This window comes from Thermotoga sp. 2812B (assembly GCF_000789335.1).
Taxonomy (GTDB): Bacteria; Thermotogota; Thermotogae; order Thermotogales; family Thermotogaceae; genus Thermotoga; species Thermotoga maritima.
The window spans coordinates 378,349-398,867 of sequence record NZ_CP003408.1 but is presented as its reverse complement, the minus strand read 5'-3'; the positions used below and the strand labels follow the sequence as shown (position 1 = coordinate 398,867).

Genomic DNA, 20,519 nt, shown 5'->3' with positions numbered 1-20,519 from the left:
CTGTTCAGGATGAAGAGTATCGAAGTGCTGAGTCTGAGAAAGTATTTCCCGATCAGAAAAGGATTTCTTGTGAAAAAAGTTGTTGGTTACGTGAAAGCGGTCGATGATATCTCTTTTTCCGTGGAAAAGGGAAAAACGTTCGCCCTCGTTGGCGAGTCGGGATGTGGGAAGACAACGACCGCAAAGACGATCCTGCGCCTCACGAATCCCACCGCGGGCCGTGTTGTGATCGACGGTGACGACACAACATACTACTTCATGAAGAGAAAAGATGCGGAGAACTACCTGAAAACGACCTACGTGGGTATATTCCGCGAAATGAGGGAAAAACTCTCACCGGATCAGATTGTGGACGTGCTCGAGGATGTGGATAAGAAGTACTCGGAGATCTTCTTTAAAGAAGCGAAAGAAAGCGAAGAGAAGTTCTATAATATCCTGCTTGATAACATCGATGAAAAGAGGATGAAATTCAGAAGGAAGATACAGATCGTCTTTCAGGATCCCATGAGTTCCTTGAACCCGAGAATGACGGTTGGCGACATCCTCACTGAGCCCATTCTGTTCCACGGACTGGCGAAAACACGAGAAGAAGCCGTAGATATGGCAAAAGATCTTCTCAAAAGCGTGGGGCTCAAGGAATATCACCTCGAAAGATATCCCCATCAGTTCAGTGGAGGCCAGAGACAGAGAATCGCTATCGCAAGGGCGATCTCCATAAACCCCGAGATAGTGATACTCGACGAACCCACGGCTTCACTGGACGTTTCCGTTCAGGCACAGGTTATAAACCTGTTTCTCAAACTGCAGGAAGAGAAAGGTTTCACATATCTTTTCATCTCGCACGACCTTGGACTTGTGAGATTTATAAGCCACGAGGTCGGCATCATGTACCTCGGCAGGATCGTGGAGATGGGAAACACCGATGAGATATTCGACAATCCTCTTCATCCGTACACCCAAGCGTTGCTTTCTGCTGTTCCCGTGCCGGATCCGAAGGTTGAGCGTACAAGGAAACGCATCATCCTCAGGGGTGGGGTTCCAAGCCCGATCAACAGGCCGACTGGCTGCTTCTTCCATCCGAGGTGTCCTTACAAGATGCCTGTGTGTGAGAAAGAATATCCGGTGATGAAAGAAATTTCTCCGGGTCACTGGGTAGCGTGTCATTTACATTCGTCATAGAGGAGGTGTGATGTTATGCGTAGGTTTCTTGGGATTTTCCTTATGATTGCAGCCGTTGCACTTTTCGCAGAACTTTCACCGTTCGCTCAGTTCGAAACGTACATCGGAGCAGAGTTCACAGGACAGTACGGGGGAGTGCTCGTAGTACCGACGCTTTCTGGTCCCAGAACGTGTAACGATGTCGTGGCTCAGGAGACGAGCTCCACAGATGTTATAGCGAGGTTCATGGCTTCCATGATCGAGCTCGACAATCACGCGAGGATCCATCCCGCTCTTGCAGAAAGCTGGGAACTCATCCAAAACGAGGACGGAAGCATGGAGATCGTCTGGCACCTGAGAAAGGGTGTCAAATGGAGTGACGGAACTCCGTTCACAGCGGACGATGTGGTCTTCACAATTAACGATGTCTATTTCAACCCTGACATACCGAACGATATGCAGGATCTCTTTGCAGACAACTGGCCGGTAGCCGAAAAGATCGACGATTACACGGTGAAGACAACTCTCAAAGAAACGTACAGACTTGCGGTAAGGTACATCGGAGGTATTCCCATCTTCCCAAAGCACCTCGCGGAACCGTACGTGAAGGAAGGAAAATTCAAGGAATTCTGGACGGTTGACGCTATCAACAAGGGAGAAATCGTGGGACTTGGTCCGTTCATTCCGGTTGAGTACGTTCCCGATCAGTACGTGAGATTCGTGAAGAACCCCTACTACTGGAAGTACGACAAAGAAGGAAAGCAGCTTCCTTATCTCGACGGTATCATCTTCAAGATCATTCCGACACAGGATGCGCAGAGACTCGCGTTTGAAAACGGAGAAGTCGATGTGTATGGACCTCGCGGAACAGAGTACGCAGAACTCAAAGCCATGGCAAGAGAAAAAGGCTGGGTTGTGGGTATTGGAGGCCCGAATTTTGGAACCACTTTCATCACTTTCAACTGGAACGCTCCCGATCCTGTGAAGCGGAAATGGTTCAGGAATGATTTCTTCAGAAGGGCTGTGGCGTACGCCATCGACAAACAGTCGATGATTGATACACTCTACAACGGCCTCGCGGTTGAACAGTGGGGCCCCATCAGTCAGGCTGCGACCGTTTATTACGATGAATCCGTTCTCAGAAAATACCCGTACAACCTCGACCTTGCAAGAACAATGCTCAAACTCGGTGGATTCAAATGGGATGAGAACGGTCAGCTCCTCGACAGCGAAGGAAACCCGGTGAAGTTCATCATCATGACCAATGCCGGAGTCCAGGTTCGTGAAGGGATGGGTAACATCATAACGGAGTCGCTCAAAAAGCTCGGAATGGACGTGACGTTTGCTCCTATAGACTTCAACACACTCGTTCAGAAACTCGTCGTGAACGGTGATTGGGAGGCTGTCATAATAGGGCTCACCGGATCCGATGAACCTCAGGGAGGAGCCAACGTCTGGAGAATCAAAGGATCCCTCCACTTCTGGAACTACCATCCGGAGGTCAAAGACTTCGTCGATCCCAATGATTACTACTCACCAGACTGGGAAAAAGAGATCGACAGAATCTTCGAGGAGAACGTGAAGATACTCGATCAGCAGAAAGTCGTCGATATGTTCAGGGAATTCCAGAGGCTCGTGTCTGAACACATACCGCTCATCTACACCACCCAGCAGCTCTATCTCTACGCCTACAGCAACAAACTTCACAACGTGGAACCCACCGCTTTCGGCGGTGTGTGGGGTTGGAACCAGGATTGTGTCTGGAAAGAGCAGTAATCTATCGGGAGGGGATCTTCCCCTCCCCTTCAAATTCTGTTCAAAGAGGTGATCTTGCTTGCTCAAGTACATCGCACGTAGATTGATCATCATGATTCCCGAGCTCATAATCATCTCTTTCATAGTTTTCATCATCATGCAGGCGGCTCCAGGAGACTTCCTGGACATGTACCGTCTCGATCCTTCCGTTTCTCAGCAGTTCCTCGAGAAGATGGAAAAGGAGCTTGGCCTGGACAAGCCCTGGATCGTTCAGTACGGCATCTGGCTGAAAAACGTTCTGAGAGGAGATTTTGGCTATTCGTTCTACTACAGAAGACCTGTTTCCACACTCATCTGGGAGAGGGTCTTCGCTACGGTGATACTCTCCGTTTCTTCCCTCGCGTTCGAGTGGTTGCTCGGGATAATCGTCGGTGTTTTCTCGGCTCTGAAGAAGTACAGCATCTGGGATAAGATTCTCACGGTTATCGCTTTCAGTGGAATCGCCCTTCCAGGTTTTTTCCTGGCCATTCTGCTCCTTTACATGGCTGCGAAAACCGGCTGGTTTCCAATCGCCGGTATGGTCTCGGTAAATCACAACCAGATGACAACCTGGGAGAAGTTCAAGGATATCGCATCTCATCTTGTCCTTCCAACCATCGCTCTTGGTTTCGGTGGTTTTGCTTCCCTCATGAGATACATGAGAGGTAGTCTTCTCGACGTGTTGAACGAAGACTACGTGGAATTTGCCCGTGCGAAAGGAATGCCAGAACGTGTGGTGATATACAAGCACGCCCTGAGGAACGCTATCAACCCCATGATCACTTTCCTTGGGTTCAGTATTTCCAACGTTCTCGGGGGAGCGGTCATCATAGAGAATATCTTCGCCTGGCCCGGTATGGGAAGGCTCATTTATCAGGCACTCCTTCAGCAGGACATTTACATCGTTATGGCGTCCGCCGTGATCAGCGCGATAATGCTCGTGATTGGTAACCTTGTGGCGGATGTGCTTCTCGCCGCTGTGGATCCAAGGGTCAGATTCGAGTGAGGGAGGAATCGCAATGGCTGAGGAAAAGACAATGATAGAGAATGGAGAAATAGAGTTTAAGGAAAAAGTCCTTTCCAGAAGAGAACTCGTCTGGAGAGCCTTCAAAAGAAACAAACTCGGAATGTTCGGACTGTACGTCCTGATCGTCCTCTATCTCATGGCTTTGTTTGCGGATTTTCTCTCCCCGCACCATCCCTATGAACAGTCTCTCAAGCATTCCTTCGCTCCTCCCACGAAGATACACAGGGAGTACAAGGGAGAACGAGTGGGAGCTTACGTGCTTCCTACGATAAGTTACGTGGACAAAGCAACTTTCGAGAGAAAATTTTACGAAATGCTCTTTCCGAAAAGGCTCGTTCTCGATGTCTTCGGAACACAGGTTGAGTACGAAATCGGAAAAGACGGTGTAACGGGATTCTCTTTCATGCTGGACGAAGAGTATTACATCGTTCCAAAGGACGGCACCATGAAATACGCCGGTTCAACAACGAAAGTGGTAGATTACCTTCTATTCGGATACGACGAAAAAGTTCTGGCGGAAGGAGAGGCGGAAATAGAAACCTCTTCCGAAGCTGCGAAAGACACGTACTTTGGGAAATACGGTTTCAGACTTGGCCTGAATTCCCCTGATGAGATCGAAAAGGTCGTCATAAAAGAGAAGCTCAACATGATCCTCGTGAAAAAAGGCGAAGACATTGAGATGATCACAGGAAAGGTGATCGACTACGACTACAAAACTTATCCGGTGAAGTGGTTTGTCAAATCCTGGGGTGGAGACGCGAAGAACCGTATAGGGTACCTCTTCTGGATCTTTCCGTTCCACTATCATCTCTTTGGAGTGGACAACTACGATAACAACGAGTACGTGAGACTTTACATCATGGGAGCGGACCAGTATGGAAGGGATGTGTGGAGCAGAATAGTGTTCGCTTCCAGGATCTCACTTTCCATAGGTTTCATCGGAATGTTCATCACGTTCGCCCTTTCGCTCGTCTTCGGTGGTATTTCCGGCTACTATGGAGGCATCGTGGACGAATTCATGATGAGATTCTCAGAGATCATCATGTCGCTGCCGGGTTTCTACCTGCTCATCCTTTTGAGATCTCTTTTACCACTCGATATCCCATCCACACAGGTGTATGTACTCCTTGTGTTCATTCTCTCTTTCATCGGCTGGGCGGGAAGAGCCAGGGTTATAAGGGGAATGGTTCTTTCAATAAAACAGCGTGAATTCGTAGAAGCTGCGAGGGCACTTGGTTTTCCTGACACGAGAATTCTCTTCAGGCACGTTCTGCCCAACACGGCAAGCTACCTCATCGTTGCCGCGACCCTTGCGATACCCGGCTACATCCTCGGTGAAGCGAGCTTGAGTTTTCTCGGACTCGGTATCAGGGAACCGAGTGCCAGCTGGGGGCTCATGCTCGCACAAGCTCAGAACGTCACCTACATGACGAAGTATCCCTGGCTTCTCATACCCGGTATCTTCATCTTCATTACCGTGCTTTCTTTCAACTTCGTTGGTGACGCGTTGAGAGACGCTCTGGATCCGAGGTCTCTCGGATAGAATGCTGAAATACAGACTGAGGAGTAAGAGGGTTGAAGAACTCGTTGAGTACGCGCAGGCAGGATTCAAAGAAGCCATCGACCTCATCGTTGAGAAGTATTACCCTATGGTTGTTAAGATCGCTTCTCAGTATTTTGCGAGCTGGGCCGAACACGAAGATATAGTTCAAAATGGCCTTGTAGGATTGATAAAGGCGATTTTCTACTACGATAGAACCAAGAGCTCTTTCACGTCTTTTGCGTGGAGGAGTGTTGACTCCGAGATAAAGTCCTTTCTCACTTATCTGAACAGAAAGAAGAACAGAATGCTCTCAGACGCTGTGAACGTGGATGGCATGGAAAAGGAGGAAGATGACGCACCTTTTGAAGTGCCCGATAGCGAGACCGACGTTGCCAGAAGCGCATTTTCTGGCATAATTTTAGAAACAGTCCTTGAACTATTGAATGAAAAAGAAAAAGAGATCTTTCTCAAATGGTTGGATGGATACTCATACAGCGAGATAGCGAAAGAGCTCGGTGTGAACACAAAGAAAGTTGATAACACAGTTCAGAAGGTGAAGAGAATGATTTCTGGATTAGGGTGATCGAAGATGAAAAAAGACAGTCTCGTAACGTTTTTCGCTTCTTTGATAGTCATCGCTATTTTACTCTTCTTCGTGCTGTCTGTTTTCAATTTCTATTTTTTGAAGAAGCTTGAAGCCAGGATGGACGAAGTGGAAAAACAGTTTCAATCTACACTGAAGAGTTACGAGGAACGACTGAAGGTGGTAGAGGAACTTCTGAAACCCAATTCCATTATCAGTCGCTATATAACTGCGTACGAATACTTTGAAAAAGCCAGCGTGGATTTTGAAAGGATATTTTCTGAGATCGAAGACGATCCCACGACTGGATACATGAGGATCTTTGTCATAGGGAACGATCCCGTGTGGATCACCGTCAAGGACGGAAATGAAGTACTCTTTTCAAGGGATGTGAAGCCAGGTCTTTCACCTTACAGGTTCTTCTACTACAAAAAACCGAAGATCTCCACAGAATACGATATTGTAATACCACGAGACGCCACCTTAATAGTGGGGATTCCAAACAGGGTGTTCCTGCTCGTTTTCGGGGTTGGTACAACCTACCATCCCACGAAGATCGTTCAGGTGCAGCAGACCAGAATAGACAACATCGAGCGTGATTTGAAGCTTTACATACCTAAATAAAAACACAAGGAGGGACTTTCGTCCCTCCCATACTTTGTGTCTTGTCTTCATCGGGTCAGGGGGGATCGGGGGGATGAGGGACACGCAAGTTAGAATTTAACCGATCTCCGTAACATCCTCTTGAAACGATCAAAAAGAACGCCTTAAATTTTCTTGAAAAACCCTTGAAAAAGGAGGGGTGAAATGAAGTACATTTTGATCAAAGGTTTGAGGTTTTTCGACTACCCGGGGGGCTGGTTGTTTTTTCGGAAAGAACTGGACAGCGCAAAACTTGAACTTTTGAACCACGTCTTGAGGACATTTGAAGGAGTGTTTGTGTTTATAAACCTCTTTTCAGAAGAGGTGGATCCTATCATCGCTGAAAAATTCATAAAGGACTATATTCCTCAGAATTCGATTGTTCTGGATGAGATCGTGGATTATCTCGATGTTTCTGTTGAACGAAGGCTGGATTTTTCCTACCCTGAGTTCACGTCTTCTCCCCTCTCTGAAAAATGTGAATGCCTCGTGTACGATGGTGAAAGATTCGAAAGAATAGATCTTTCAAGTTTCAGAGTGAAGCTCGAAGAAATAAGCGTTTTCGACGAATTGATGGAAGTTCCCGAGGAATCTTTTACCCTTTTGAAAGGGATCTTCTGGGATAGGGAAGTTGAGAGAATAAAGAACAGAAGAAGCGTAAAGTTCGTTGGTAAAATCTTGAAAAAGAAAAACCGGCCAAAGCTTGATGCATTGCTGCTGGAAGAAATCGAAACGGGGGATGAAACATGAAAATAGAGCGTGTACACGTTGAAGGGTTTGGAAAATTCGAGAATTTTTCTTTCCCCCTGAAAAGCGGGTTGAACATCATCTTCGGAGGGAACGCAGCTGGAAAAACCACCCTTGCGAATTTTATAAGATACTGCCTCACGGGAGAGCTTCCCGAACTTGAGAACTACAGGCCATGGTTTTCGAACAGGTTTGGGGGATATCTCGAGACGAGTGAGGGAAGGGTGGAATTCGGTCAGGGAAGACTGGATCCCGAACTGTTTTCCTTCACTTCTTTCATATCGGAGGGAGTGGACAACACCCTCAACGGTTCGAAAAAGGTCGCTTCCTTCCTTATGGAAAGCTACAGAAACAGACCCGAAGCAGTGGAACTTGAAAGGATATTGAACGAGGATTTCTCTGTCTTGATGAAGAAGACGAAAGAACTGGAGGCTGAGATCTCAAACCTGAAAGAGAGAGTTGAGGCCTGGAAAGAAAAAAGACGATCGCTCCTTCTGGTTTTGAAGAGAAAGAAAGAGCTTTCGCGGGATCTTCAGGAGAAGAGAAGACTTCTGGAGGAAGAGATCGATAGATTCGAGAGTGAAAAGTCTGAGAGATTGTCTTCTATCGAAGCCAGAATCAATGAGATGAAAGCGGAGCTTCTCCGTGTTGAAAAAGAACTCGAGGAGATCGAAAGGGAAACAGCGGTTCCTGAGGAAAAAGTTCGTGAAGCGATCGAGCTTGCCCAGAAACTGGATTATTTGAGAGAGCGCGGTGAAGAACTGAAAAGAGAGATAGAATCACTCGAGGAAAAATCGAAAGATACGGAAGAAAGACTGAAGACGATCATGAAAGACTTCTCCGTCAGCAGTCTTGAAGAACTGAAACTCAAGTTGGAGAACATGAAGTTACAGATAGAATTGGTGGAAAACGAACAGAAAGCAAAGCTGAACGAGATAATAGGTCATCTCAGAGAGCCTCTCAGGGAAATAGATGAAAAACTCGAAGAAACTCAGGCAAAGATCGAAAATACAGGTGACGACATGAAGCGCTTCGACAAAACACTTTCTATTTTCAGGATTTTTGTTGCCGTTTTCCTGACCTTTGCACTGGTTTCCATCATCTTTGCCTTTCTCAAGTCGGGATACCTGTTCTTCTATCTGACACTGGCAGGAACAGGTGCCTCCGTGGTTTCCATGTGGAACTATTACAGGTTGAGAAGGAAATTGTTTGAACTTGAAAGTGAGCTCATGAATCTTTCGACGCAAAAGAGGTCGTTGATCGAGAGAAAGAACCAGATCGTGAGCAAGCTGAAGGAAACCGCAGGTGTTGATAACATCGAAGAACTCGAAAAATTTTTGAGGGATCAGATCGTGAAGAAGGTCTTCGAAAGAATACCGTTTCTTTCGAAGTACGGAAGTGAACCACGAAAGGCGGTTGAAAACGTGGAAGAACAGATGAGAGAACTTCTGATTTTGAAAAGCTCCGTTGAGGCTTCTCTATCTGCCAAGAAAAAGAATCTGGAAGAACTGCAGGAGTACTCCAGAGAGCAGGAAGAAGTACTGAAAAACACGCTGAAGGAAATAGGAGTCGACAGCGAAGATGAATTGAAGGTGTTGAGAGACCTTCTGGAAAGACGTGCAAATCTGAGGAAAACCAGAGATTCACTGGAAAAAGAAATCGCTAACTTCATGAAAGAAAAAGAAGAGATAGAATCGAGCAGATCAAACGCGATAATAGAAGAACTCAAAAGAGAAGTGGAACAGATAGAAAGTGAACTGGAGAAACTCGTGGTTTCACCTCTCGAAGAACCTTTCGATGTTCTGAAAGCTCTCTTCAGGAAGAAGGTTGAACTCGAGATTCTTGAGCGGGCCATTGGTTACATTCCCGAGTTTAAGGATCGGATCAAAAAAGAACACGAGGAACTGTTGAGGGGTTACACAAGGGATCTGGCAGTAGAGTTGACGGATGTTTACAGAAGGTTCTTCAAAGAAAATCAGGTTTTCAAGGTTTCTCCGGATCTGATGGTGACGATCAACGTTCCCGAAGAAAAAAAGGTTGTCGATGTGTTGAACACCTCCGCTTTGAAACTCCTGAGTTTTCAGATGAAGAGGTTCATAAGTCGTGTTCTGGAGATTGAGAGTCCCCTTGTTGTGGACAACACTTTTGTCGATCTGGACGATGAGAAGATAGACCTACTCTGGCAGGAACTGAAAGAGGTGTCCAAGACCAGACAGGTTGTACTATTCACCAGCGACAGGAGGCTTTTGAAAGAAGAACCCGTTTTGAAACTCTAACTGCAGATCATCTCTTTGCTGCACCTTTCACATTCGAGCTGAACGGTGGTGTGGGTTATCCCGTATTTTTTCAATCTTTTTTCTATTTCGTCTATGATCTTCTGGGCGTCCTTCAGCTCCATGTTGTCCACTTCAACGTGACACTCGAAGTGGATTTCTTTCTCTCCCACTCTCCAGGCGTGAAAATGGTGGGCGTTCCTCACACCTTCTATTTTTTCAATTTCCTCCTTTATTTTCTCAAAGTCCAGGTTCGGTGAGGCTTCCATGAGAATTTCAAGAGACTCCTTCACTATCTCATAGGCTTCTTTGAACATGTATAAGGCTATAACGAAGGCGAGAATCGGGTCGAGCCAGTATATTTTCCAGACCCTCATGAAAACGGCTCCAAGAACCACAAGGATCGAGGACAGTGTATCCGCGATGAGATGCAGGTACGCAGATCGAACGTTCATACTTTCTTTGCTGTGGGTGTGAAGAAGGATGACAGAAAAGAAGTTGGCAGCGAGACCTATCGAGGAGACGAGGAGAAGCACCGACGTGTGAACGGTGGCGGGACTCAACAATCTTTTCACCGCTTCGATGACAACGAGTGTTGAAACAATGAAGATGGATACAGAGTTCAAGAAAGCCACAATGATTTCGCTTCTTCTGTAGCCGAAGGTGTACTTTTTGTTCTTCGGTTTCTCGCTGATCTTCATCGCGATGAAGCTTCCAAGAAGACTCATGGTATCGGAAAAATTATGAAGGGAGTCGCCCAGAAGGGCGAGACTCCCGGATATCAAGCCACCGACCACTTCAGAGAGTGTTATGATGGCGTTCAGCCATATGGAGAACAGCAGTTTCTTCTTCACGTGTTTTTCCTCCTCACACGTACGCTGTAAGATCGAGCAGACCGTGGCCGCTCAGAGTGAATACTATCACACGTTCTTTTCCTTCTTCTTTCGCTTTCTTTGCTTCCCTTATGGCTCCTGCGATGGCGTGAGCGGATTCCGGGGCGGGAATTATCCCTTCGAGCTTTGCGAAGATCTTCGCTGCCTCGAACGTCTCGTCCTGATCGAAAGCCTGTGCCTCCACGAGTCCTTCTTTCACGAGTCTTGCGATTATCGGAGCGGAGCCGTGGTATCTGAGACCTCCCGCGTGTATCTTCGGAGGAATGAAGTCCTTTCCAAGGGTGTACATTTTCAGCAGAGGTGTGAGTCCTGCGGTGTCACCGAAGTCGTAATCGTAATTCCCTTTTGTCAGGGATGGACACGCGGCGGGCTCGCAGGCAACGAACCTGATATCCCTTTCGGAAAGTTTGTCTGGAACGAAGGGAAGTATCGTTCCTCCAAAATTCGATCCTCCTCCGTGACATCCCAGTAAGATGTCTGGTTTTTCACCTATGAGTTCGAGCTGTTTCTTGATCTCGAGGCCTATAACCGTCTGGTGGAGCAGAACATGGTTCAATACGCTTCCGAGGGAGTACTTCGTGTTCGGATCAGACACGGCCACTTCCAGTGCCTCACTTATGGCGATGCCAAGACTACCTGGATTGTCTGGATCTTCACTCAGGATCTTTCTTCCGAAATTCGTTTCTTCACTGGGACTTGGAGTTACCTTTCCTCCGAAGAGGTTCATCATGTATTTTCTCATCGGCTTTTGCTGGTAGCTGACCTTCACCATGAACACTTTTACTTCCAATCCGAACTTGGCACCGGCGTACGAGAGAGCGCTGCCCCATTGTCCCGCTCCCGTTTCTGTGACGAGTCTTTTGACTCCTTCTATCTTGTTGTAGTAGGCCTGGGCGATGGCCGTGTTCGGCTTGTGGCTTCCAGTGGGGCTCACTCCTTCGTACTTGTAGTAGATCCTCGCCGGAGTCTGGAGGTACTCTTCTAAGAAAGTGGCTCTGATGAGGGGAGTGGGTCTGTAAACGGCGTATTCTTTCAGAACGGGCTCGGGTATTTCGATGAACCGCTCTTCTGAGACCTCCTGTTCGATCAGACTCATGGGGAAGATAACAGAGAGCTTCTCGGGTGAAATGGGTTGTTTCGTTTCGGGGTCCAGCGGCGGATCGAGTTTGAACGGAAGATCTGCGAGTACGTTGTACCAGTGCTTTGGAATTTCCTCAGGTTTCAAATTCACAACAATTCTCATATTCCCCCTCCTTCAGTGATATAATCTCTCTTGAGGTGAAGAGCTTTGATAAACAAACATGTTATTTCCGAAAAGATCAAGAAGGCTATCGTTGAAGCCAACATAAAGATCAATCCAGAGGTAGAGGAAATCATCGAGCGGTACGAAGGTCCCTTTTCAGATATAATAAAGGAAAACTACCGCGTTTCCAAAGAGGAAAAACTTCCACTCTGTCAGGACACAGGGATAGTGGAATTCTTCGTTTTCATGGGTCACGAGGTAAAACTGGAAGAACCCATCGAGGAAACTCTGAACAGAGCCGTTGGAGAGGTGTACAGCGAGTATCCTTTTCGTTATTCGGTCGTCTCCGATCCGCTCTTTGAGAGAATCAACACTGGAACGAACACTCCCGCAATCGTCCACATCTTCCAGGTGAAGGGGAAATCCCTTGAGATCAGATTTCTGGTGAAAGGTGGGGGCAGTGAAAATCTCACGGTTCTTCGTATGATGACTCCCACCTCGGATGTGGAGAAAGTCAAAGAATTCGTTATCGAGCACATCAAAGAACACGGAGCAAAGGCCTGCCCGCCGCTTCACGTGGGTATCGGAATCGGAGGAACAGCCGATAAGGCCCTTCTCCTCTCGAAGTTAGCGCTTACGAAGAGCTTCAAAGAGAGAAACAAAGATCCAAAGTACGCAGGGCTCGAAAAGGAACTTGAAAAGGAACTCAACTTTCTCGGAATAGGCTTTCAAGGTCTCGGAAAGGGTATCACCGTTTACTCTGTTCACATAGAACATTTTCCGACCCATATCGCCACCCTACCGGTTGCCGTCTCGGTGGATTGCTACCTCTGCAGAAGGGGGAAAGTGACTTTTGAGGATTGAAGATCTGAAAGCCGGTCAGGAAATTCGTTACTCCGGTAAGCTCATCGTGATGAGAGATCAGGCTCAAAGACGCTTGAAAGAAATCGTTGATAGAGGAGAAAAACCACCGGTGGATCTCAGGGGTCAAATTGTCTTTTACGCGGGCCCCGCCAAAACGCCGTCTGGAAAGCCCGTGGGTGCCATAGGACCCACCACGAGTGCTCGAATGGACGACTACCTGGAGATGCTTTTCAAATTGGGAGCCATCGCAACGATAGGGAAGGGAAAGCGTTCAAAAAAGGCGATAGAGGCCTGTAAGAAGTGGAAGAGGGTTTATTTCGTTACCCCAAGCGGCACGGCCGCCGCCCTCTCGAAGAGGGTGAAAAAGTCGAGAGTTTTGGCCTTTGAAGACCTCGGTCCCGAAGCGATCTACGAGATAGAAGTGGAGGATTTTCCTCTCATTGTGGCGATCGACAGCAGTGGGAACACGATTTTCAAGGAGTGAGAGATGTGGATGCGCTCGAGATACACAGATTTCTGAAGGGAAAGATAAGAACTGCCCTTCCTGTTGAGAAAGTTGATAGGGAGACGCTATCTCTGCTCTACACACCCGGTGTCGCGGACGTTGCCAAAATCTGCGCTGAGGATCCAGAAAAGACCTACGTTTACACCTCAAGATGGAACACAGTTGCCGTTGTTTCGGACGGAAGCGCCGTTCTGGGACTCGGTGACATAGGGCCTTACGGTGCTCTTCCAGTGATGGAGGGAAAAGCCTTTCTTTTCAAGGCTTTCGCCGATCTCGACGCCTTTCCCATCTGTCTTTCCGAATCCGAGGAGGAAAAAATAATCTCTATTGTGAAGAGTCTGGAGCCGAGCTTTGGCGGCATAAATCTCGAGGACATAGGAGCGCCAAAGTGTTTCCGAATCCTTCAGCGTCTCTCGGAAGAGATGAACATACCTGTTTTCCACGACGACCAGCAGGGGACCGCCGTTGTGGTGTCCGCGGCTTTTCTCAACGCGCTGAAACTCACGGGGAAAAAGATCGAAGAAGTAAAGGTGGTTGTGAACGGCATAGGAGCCGCTGGCTACAACATCGTGAAATTTCTACTCAATCTTGGTGTAAAAAACGTTGTAGCTGTCGACAGAAAAGGTATCCTCAACGAAAAGAATCCGGAGACCTGTTTGAACGAGTACCACCTCGAAATCGCACGTACCACCAATCCAGAAGGACTATCGGGCGATCTTGAAACGGCTCTGGAAGGGGCTGATTTCTTCATAGGTGTTTCGAGGGGGAACATCCTCAAACCAGAGTGGATAAGGAAGATGAACAGAAAACCTGTGGTATTCGCCCTCGCAAATCCTGTTCCCGAGATAGATCCAGAACTCGCAAGGGAAGCGGGTGCCTTCATCGTTGCAACGGGAAGGTCAGATCATCCAAACCAGGTGAACAACCTCCTCGCTTTCCCCGGCATTATGAAAGGAGCTGTGGAGAAAAGATCGAAGATCACAAAGAACATGCTTTTCTCCGCCGTGGAAGCCATCGCTCGCTCGTGTGAACCAGAACCAGAGCGTATCATACCAGAGGCCTTCGACATGAAGGTTCATCTGAATGTCTATACCGCTGTCAGAGATTCAGCGTGAGAAGAATTTCAGCCTTTTCTCTCTTTGCCACCCGAGAACAACGTAATCTGAGTTGAATATTCGGAACACAAAAACTGTGGTGACAATCGAAAAGATGAGAAGGTACAGAATTCCTGAAACAATGAGACCGTAGTCTCCATAGAAAGCCAGCTTTGGAGACATTATGGGATGGGAGAAAGGAATCAGGAAAACGATCACTTTGAGAACTCCTGGAAGGTTCGAAAAATCCATTATCATGTTCGCTATCATCGGAACCAGTGCGAGTATCGAAATGGGAAATGTGAGAAGCTGAGCGCTTCTGTAGTCTTTTGCCATCATACCGAGTAGCATACAGAGAGAAAGGCCAGCCAGGATGGAAAGAAAGAGACTCGATCCTATTAGCAGGAAATCCACGGTCTTAAAGTTCAACCCCATTCCCTGAACATCCTGCGTCAGAGAATTCAGGTAGCTGTAAAAACCTGCCATGTATATTCCCGCAAGGATCAAACCAACGATCGCACTTCCCACGATCTTTGCGAGTGCGATGTGTTCTCTCTTCACGGGCATCGTGAGGAGTGTCTCGAGGGTCTTGTTCTCTTTCTCCATCGCGAGTGAAGAGATGAGGGAAGATCCCGACATGATTATCAGCATCATGATGAGAATGGGAATCATTATGTTTTGGGAGTAGAAGACGTTCATTATCGCTTCTGGTGAGTGATTTTCGAAGAGTTTGCCCCTCAAGTAGGTGTGTTGAACGATCTCGAGTGGATCGAACAGAAGCTGGGCTTTTTTCGGATCGTTCAGTAAGAATGCAGCAAGCTGCACCTTGAGAGATTCGATCAGGGATGAGATCATACCTGTGGAGACCGCTTCTGACAGGCCGGTTCCCCTCAGGTACCACACAATTTCCAGCCGCGCTTTTTCACCTGATTCCAAGCTTTGAGAAAAACTTTTGGGTATCACAATGATCGCAGAAGCCTTTTCCTTCTTCACAGCTTCTTCAGCTTCTTTCAGATCATTTCCTGCGTACACAATATCCACCATATTGCTGAGTGCTTTTTCTGCGAGTTCGGCGATCGTTCCTGTGTCTTCCCTCACAATCGCCACCTTCTGACCAACAGTGGATTTCTCTACGGTGCTTTTGAACACATTACCCAGCGAACCGTACAGAACAGCCACCACAACGACAGAAACGATCGTCCCCAGATTGAGAAGCTCTTTTATCTCTTTTTTCAGGAGTCTTCCGAACATTTCACCACCTCCTCGAAGACCTCTTCGATGTTCTGTGCTTTGTACTTTTCCTTGAGTTCTTCAACGGTTCCTGTTTCCACGATCATTCCGTTGTGAATCAGCGCTATTCGATCACAGAGGAATTCCACTTCGAGCATGTTGTGAGAAGAGACCAGTATGGTGAGACCTTCCTGAGATGCCCGTTTCAATATCTTTCTCACTTCTCTTGCGTTGAGGACATCGAGGCCGGAGGTGGGTTCGTCGAGGACGGCGAGGCGAGGATTCACCATCAAAGCCCTCGCTATGAGGAGTTTTCTCACCATACCTTTGCTGTAGGTTGAGATTCTGTCTTTTATCTTTTCACCGAGACCGGCGATCTCTGTTGCCCGTTCGACCATCTCTTCTATCTCGCTTGAGCTGGAAGCGTAGAAACCCGCGACGAATCTCAGGTATTCGATTCCCCGCATGTTTCTGTAGGCACCCGCTTCTTCGGGAAGGTAGCTGATCAACTTTCTCACTTCGTGTGGTTCCTCGACAACGTTCTTTCCGAATACGGTGACAATTCCGGAGGAAGGCTTGATCAGCGTGGAGATGATCCTGAGTGTGGTGGTCTTTCCCGCACCGTTCGGTCCTATGAGACCAAAGATCTCTCCTTCTTCGATCTCAAAAGAAATTCCTTTCAGGATCTCTTTCTTTCCAATCTTTCTTTTCAGATCCTTTACAACCACTGCCCCCATCGATACACCCCCTATTCTGAAACTATCATCCCCCTGTTGTTCACCCTCAGCTTCAGAACGTCCTTGAGATAGGGAATCCCTTCAAAGTCATTTATATTGGAACAAACAGAAGGACCGGATCCGCTTACAAACCAGTACTCGGGATTTTTTGATAAGATGGCTTCCACAAACTCTTTCATCTTCCTGTTGCCGTTTATTCTGTAGTTCTGGTGAAGTCGATCTCCCACGTATTTCAGAGCCTCTTTGATCTTTCCAGCTGCGATCTTTGCAAGGAACTGGCATGAATTCTTTATGTTGAAGACCGCATCTTCGAAAGGGACCTTCTCCGGAAGGATCTTTCTCATCTCGTTTGTACATACTGGAAAATTCGGAACAAGAAATGTGAGAGAAAGATCGATCTCGAACTTTTCAAAATCAAGATGACTTCCGTTTTGATAACAGACCACAAGCCCCCCTGTGAAAGCGGGTACAACGTTGTCAGGGTGTCCTTCCAGCTCCACAGCGAGTTTCATGAGATCTTCCCGTGAAAGATTTCTGCCCGTTCCTTCGTTCGCAATGTGGAGTGCCGCGACGATCACAGCGGCGCTCGATCCAAGACCGCTCGATACAGGGATGTTGCATGTCTGCTTGATCCTGACTGGCGGAACTCTGTACCCGGTTTTTCTCTCAAAGAACCTGAAGACTTCGAAAAACAGATTGTGGTCCTTCAAATCCGAAGCGTATTTTCCAGTACTTTCTATGGTTGTCTCTTTTGTATCGAAAGAAAACTCCACTTCGTTGAAAAGATCCAGCGCGAGTCCAAAGACGTCGAATCCCGCTCCGAGATTGGTCGTTGTGGCCGGTACCAGGACCTTCATATGTCGAGTACCTCCAGAATCTCTTCTACTCTTCCTTCTATGATCCTTGGGGGTTCAAGCTGTGAGATGACGATGTTCGGATCCTTCAAACCGTTCCCTGTGAGGGTACACACAACGATCTCTCCACCCCTGAAGATTCCCTGTTTGTGCTTCTTCAAAAGTCCCGCTATCGATGCAGCGGATGCGGGCTCACAGAAGATCCCTTCTTTCTGAGCCAAGAGTCTCTGTGCGCGCAGTATTTCTTCGTCGCTCACCATGTCGATGTCTCCACCCGATTCATCGCGTGCCCGGACCGCTTTTTCCCAGTTCGCGGGGTTACCGATCCTTATTGCAGTGGCGACCGTCTCCGGGTTTTCTATGGGATGACCGCGAACTATGGGGGCGGCCCCTTCCGCCTGGAATCCCATCATCTTCGGCAGTTTGGTGGAGAACCCATGCTGATAATACTCCTTGTATCCCATCCAGTAAGCGGAGATGTTGCCCGCGTTTCCCACGGGGATGAAGTGGTAGTCCGGTGCATCTCCGAGCTCGTCGACTATCTCAAAAGCGGCCGTTTTCTGACCTTCGAGTCTGTAGGGATTGATACTGTTCACGAGTGTGATGGGATATTTGGATGTGATCTCCTTGACCAGTTCCAGACACTTGTCGAAATTCCCTCTCACCTGAAGCACCACGGCGCCGTATATCATCGCCTGAGCCAGCTTTCCGAGTGCGATCTTCCCTTCTGGTATCAGAACGATCGCCTTTATTCCTGCCCTTGCGGCGTACGCGGCAGCGGATGCGGAGGTGTTCCCCGTTGAAGCGCACATGATGGCTTTCGAGCCTTCTTCCAGTGCCTTTGCGACGGCAACGACCATTCCTCTATCTTTGAAGGACCCCGTCGGATTGGATCCTTCGTACTTCACGTAGATGTTTATTCCGAGTTCCCTGCTCATGTTCACGAGGGGTATGAGAGGAGTGTTTCCTTCATTCAAAGAGAGCATGGGAGTTTTGTCCGTTACGGGAAGAAATCTTCTGTACTTTTCGAGTATGCCCAATTTCATCACTCCCTGTCCAGTTCGAATCTGCTGTGTATCGCCTTCACGGCATCCTCCACGTATTTTCCGTCTATGATCACAGAAATCCTGCTGCTCGATGCACTGATCATATCGATGTTGATCCCTTCGTTCGCCAGTGTTTCAAAGAGAGTAGCGGAGATCTCGGGTGTTGAGGTGAGGTTCACCCCTACGATGGAGACCTTTGCGAGTCCTTTTTCAATGATGATTTCTTTTGCTTCGCTTCTTGTTTTCAGGAGATCGATGTCGAGTTTTCCGAGCTGGGACTCCGGAACGATGAACGCCACGGTGTTGTACTCCCCGCTCTTCATTCCCTGTATGATCATGTCGATGTTCACTCCCATCTGAGAGAGAGTTCTCATAATCCGTGCTGCGACACCGGGTTTGTCCGGTACATCCTTCAGAACAACCTTCGCCATACCGTCTTCAAAGGTAACCGCCCTGACGATTGGATTCTCCACTTTTGTCCCCTCCCATATAAGGGTTCCACGAGTTTCTTTGTGTGCGTTCTTTATGAGAACCTTGACACCATACTTTCTCGCGAATTCCGCCGCTCTCGCCTGCAGCACCTGGGCACCGTGTCTCGAGAGCTCGATCATCTCTTCCCAGGAGAGCTCTTTTATCACCCGCGCGTCTTTTACGATCCTGGGATCCGCCGTGTACACCCCGTCCACGTCTTTGTAGAGCTCACACAAATCCGCTCCCAGTGAGTAAGCGAGAGCGATCGCTGTGAGATCTGAGCCACCCCTCCCAAGTGTGGTGATATCCCCCGTTTCGGTTATACCCTGAAACCCGGCGACAACGGGTATGAAATCCTGCTTCAGATACCTCGAAATGATATCCGTGTTGATGTCGATGATCCTCGCTGATCCGTAACGCTTGTCGGTTATGATCTTCAGCTGATTTCCAGTGAAAGAGATCGCTTTGTAGCCTCTCTTTCTGAGTGCGATGCTCATGAGAGCCACACTCTGTATTTCTCCCGTCGAGAGGAGAAGATCCAGTTCTCTCGGGTCGGGGTTTTCATCTATCGTCTTTGCGAGTTCTATCAGGTGATCTGTGGTGTCTCCCATGGCGGAAAGCACGACAACGGGCTTCACACCGCTCTTCTTTCTCTTTATGATTTTCTCGGCCACTTTCTCGAGTTTTTCCACATCGGAGATAGCGGCTCCACCGAACTTCATCACCACAACCGAGAACTTCTCGGCACCGCCGAGCACCTTGTATTTCGCCACTCTGAAAAGATCCGCTATCACGGCGCTGGCGGTGGGATATCCACCCGCTCCCCTTCCTTTCAGTAGGAAATCTCCAGCGAGATCAGTTGAAACTTCTATCGCGTTGTCTACACCATCCACGTTGAAGAACGGATCCTCTGGTGTCACTTCTCTCAAACGTACCTCGTATCTGTTTGTTGAAAAATCGAGTTCCCCGATCAGCTTCAGCTTTTTTCCGGAGCGAACGATCTCTTTTAGATACTCCGGATCTATTCTGGTTATGCCCTCGAACTGCACGCTGTTTATGCCCGGAAACCTTCCCGTTACCACACCAGCTAAGACGGAGACCTTGTACGCCACGTCGTAACCTTCGATGTCGTTTGTGGGATCAGCTTCAGCATAGCCAAGTTCCTGTGCTTCTTTCAGAACTTCTTCGAAATGTCTTCCCTTGCTCATCTCCGTGAGGATGTAGTTCGTCGTTCCGTTCATTATTCCGCGTATCCTGGTGACTTTCTGAAAGATCAGGTAATCCTGAAGGAGAGATATGATGGGAATACCCCCACCCACAGATGCCTCGAAGAAAAGCTTTCGTTTCTTTATGTACTCCAGGAACTCGTTGCCGTACTCGGAGATGAGATTCTTGTTCGGAGTTACAACGATTCGCCCCAGCTCCAAGGCACGTCGCACAAGATCGACCGCCACATCCGTTCCACCTATCGCTTCTACAACCACATCGCTGTTCAAAATGAGGTCATCGAAATCGAAAGCTATCTCCTCTTTCGGAACACCAAGCAGTTCGTACTTTTGAGGAGAGCGATTTATCACCTTCGAAATGATGAACTTTTCACCGATCCTTTTTTCTATTTCATTTCCTCTTTCTTTCAGTATGCGGTATATACTGCCACCCACAGTTCCAAGCCCTGCGATTCCTACCCGCACTTTTCTCACTCCTTGGGAAGAGTTTGTGAACATTTTAAAGGATCGATATGTTCTCATCTTATCCTAAATTTTACATTTTCATGATAAAAATGCTACTTCTAACAAAAAATTCGATTCAACAACT

At 47.9% G+C, this 20,519-nt stretch carries 18 protein-coding genes; 11 read left to right on the top strand and 7 right to left on the bottom strand.

What is annotated here, in order from left to right:
• Positions 1 to 9 precede the first annotated feature (9 nt).
• The 8 genes from T2812B_RS02055 to T2812B_RS02020 all read left to right on the top strand — a co-directional run bounded on the left by T2812B_RS02055 (position 10) and on the right by T2812B_RS02020 (position 9,770).
• A complete protein-coding gene (locus T2812B_RS02055; protein ID WP_008192234.1) occupies positions 10 to 1,179 on the top strand; it encodes an ABC transporter ATP-binding protein in 1,170 nt (389 codons plus the stop codon).
• Positions 1,180 to 1,194: 15 nt separating this feature from the next.
• On the top strand, positions 1,195 to 2,934 hold the full coding sequence (locus T2812B_RS02050; RefSeq protein ID WP_039454437.1) for an ABC transporter substrate-binding protein: 1,740 nt from the start codon (positions 1,195 to 1,197) through the stop codon (positions 2,932 to 2,934).
• A gap of 58 nt (positions 2,935 to 2,992) precedes the next feature.
• Positions 2,993 to 3,958 (top strand): ABC transporter permease, encoded by a 966-nt coding sequence (locus T2812B_RS02045; RefSeq protein ID WP_008192237.1) that lies wholly within the window; start codon positions 2,993 to 2,995, stop codon positions 3,956 to 3,958.
• 13 nt (positions 3,959 to 3,971) lie between these two features.
• The gene (locus T2812B_RS02040) at positions 3,972 to 5,522 is read left to right on the top strand and encodes an ABC transporter permease (RefSeq protein ID WP_008192240.1); all 1,551 of its coding nucleotides are present in this window, start codon (positions 3,972 to 3,974) and stop codon (positions 5,520 to 5,522) included.
• Between the two features lies 1 nt (position 5,523).
• Positions 5,524 to 6,105 (top strand): sigma-70 family RNA polymerase sigma factor, encoded by a 582-nt coding sequence (locus T2812B_RS02035; protein ID WP_008192242.1) that lies wholly within the window; start codon positions 5,524 to 5,526, stop codon positions 6,103 to 6,105.
• Between the two features lie 6 nt (positions 6,106 to 6,111).
• Complete coding sequence (locus tag T2812B_RS02030; protein WP_008192245.1) at positions 6,112 to 6,729, top strand: hypothetical protein; 618 nt, start codon at positions 6,112 to 6,114, stop codon at positions 6,727 to 6,729.
• A 183-nt stretch (positions 6,730 to 6,912) separates the two neighbouring features.
• Positions 6,913 to 7,497, top strand: coding sequence for a hypothetical protein (locus tag T2812B_RS02025; RefSeq protein ID WP_008192247.1), 585 nt, complete (start codon positions 6,913 to 6,915; stop codon positions 7,495 to 7,497).
• A complete protein-coding gene (locus tag T2812B_RS02020; protein ID WP_008192250.1) occupies positions 7,494 to 9,770 on the top strand; it encodes an ATP-binding protein in 2,277 nt (758 codons plus the stop codon). Before T2812B_RS02025 ends, T2812B_RS02020 begins: the two co-directional genes overlap by 4 nt.
• On the opposite strand, the gene T2812B_RS02015 is transcribed toward T2812B_RS02020, so the two are convergent.
• Positions 9,767 to 10,621 (bottom strand): cation diffusion facilitator family transporter, encoded by an 855-nt coding sequence (locus T2812B_RS02015; RefSeq protein ID WP_008192253.1) that lies wholly within the window; start codon positions 10,619 to 10,621, stop codon positions 9,767 to 9,769. The genes T2812B_RS02020 and T2812B_RS02015 overlap by 4 nt on opposite strands.
• Positions 10,622 to 10,634: 13 nt before the next feature.
• Positions 10,635 to 11,903 (bottom strand): TrpB-like pyridoxal phosphate-dependent enzyme, encoded by a 1,269-nt coding sequence (locus T2812B_RS02010; protein ID WP_008192254.1) that lies wholly within the window; start codon positions 11,901 to 11,903, stop codon positions 10,635 to 10,637.
• Between the two features lie 45 nt (positions 11,904 to 11,948).
• Here T2812B_RS02010 and T2812B_RS02005 point away from each other — a divergent pair, with 45 nt between their 5' ends.
• The 3 genes from T2812B_RS02005 to T2812B_RS01995 are packed head-to-tail and all read left to right on the top strand — an operon-like array spanning position 11,949 to position 14,387.
• Complete coding sequence (locus T2812B_RS02005; RefSeq protein WP_008192256.1) at positions 11,949 to 12,767, top strand: fumarate hydratase; 819 nt, start codon at positions 11,949 to 11,951, stop codon at positions 12,765 to 12,767.
• Positions 12,757 to 13,251 carry a FumA C-terminus/TtdB family hydratase beta subunit gene (locus T2812B_RS02000; RefSeq protein WP_008192258.1) on the top strand — a complete coding sequence of 165 codons (495 nt, stop codon included), beginning with the start codon at positions 12,757 to 12,759 and terminating at the stop codon, positions 13,249 to 13,251. Before T2812B_RS02005 ends, T2812B_RS02000 begins: the two co-directional genes overlap by 11 nt.
• Before the next feature lie 5 nt (positions 13,252 to 13,256).
• Positions 13,257 to 14,387, top strand: coding sequence for an NADP-dependent malic enzyme (locus tag T2812B_RS01995; RefSeq protein WP_008192260.1), 1,131 nt, complete (start codon positions 13,257 to 13,259; stop codon positions 14,385 to 14,387).
• On the opposite strand, the gene T2812B_RS01990 is transcribed toward T2812B_RS01995, so the two are convergent.
• Genes T2812B_RS01990 through T2812B_RS01970 form a run of 5 tightly spaced genes read right to left on the bottom strand, consistent with a single transcriptional unit; the run spans position 14,379 to position 20,395 of the window.
• Positions 14,379 to 15,617: an ABC transporter permease gene (locus T2812B_RS01990; RefSeq protein WP_008192261.1), complete on the bottom strand. Its 1,239-nt coding sequence runs from the start codon at positions 15,615 to 15,617 to the stop codon at positions 14,379 to 14,381. The two genes, T2812B_RS01995 and T2812B_RS01990, sit on opposite strands and share 9 nt — an antisense overlap.
• On the bottom strand, positions 15,599 to 16,333 hold the full coding sequence (locus tag T2812B_RS01985) for an ABC transporter ATP-binding protein (protein WP_008192263.1): 735 nt from the start codon (positions 16,331 to 16,333) through the stop codon (positions 15,599 to 15,601). The genes T2812B_RS01990 and T2812B_RS01985 overlap by 19 nt, the downstream gene beginning before the upstream one ends.
• 11 nt (positions 16,334 to 16,344) lie before the next feature.
• Complete coding sequence (thrB, locus tag T2812B_RS01980) at positions 16,345 to 17,190, bottom strand: homoserine kinase (RefSeq protein WP_008192265.1); 846 nt, start codon at positions 17,188 to 17,190, stop codon at positions 16,345 to 16,347.
• The gene (gene thrC / locus T2812B_RS01975; RefSeq protein ID WP_038050711.1) at positions 17,187 to 18,233 is read right to left on the bottom strand and encodes a threonine synthase; all 1,047 of its coding nucleotides are present in this window, start codon (positions 18,231 to 18,233) and stop codon (positions 17,187 to 17,189) included. Before thrC ends, thrB begins: the two co-directional genes overlap by 4 nt.
• The gene (locus T2812B_RS01970; RefSeq protein WP_008192269.1) at positions 18,233 to 20,395 is read right to left on the bottom strand and encodes an aspartate kinase; all 2,163 of its coding nucleotides are present in this window, start codon (positions 20,393 to 20,395) and stop codon (positions 18,233 to 18,235) included. The genes thrC and T2812B_RS01970 overlap by 1 nt, the downstream gene beginning before the upstream one ends.
• Positions 20,396 to 20,519: the final 124 nt, after the last annotated feature.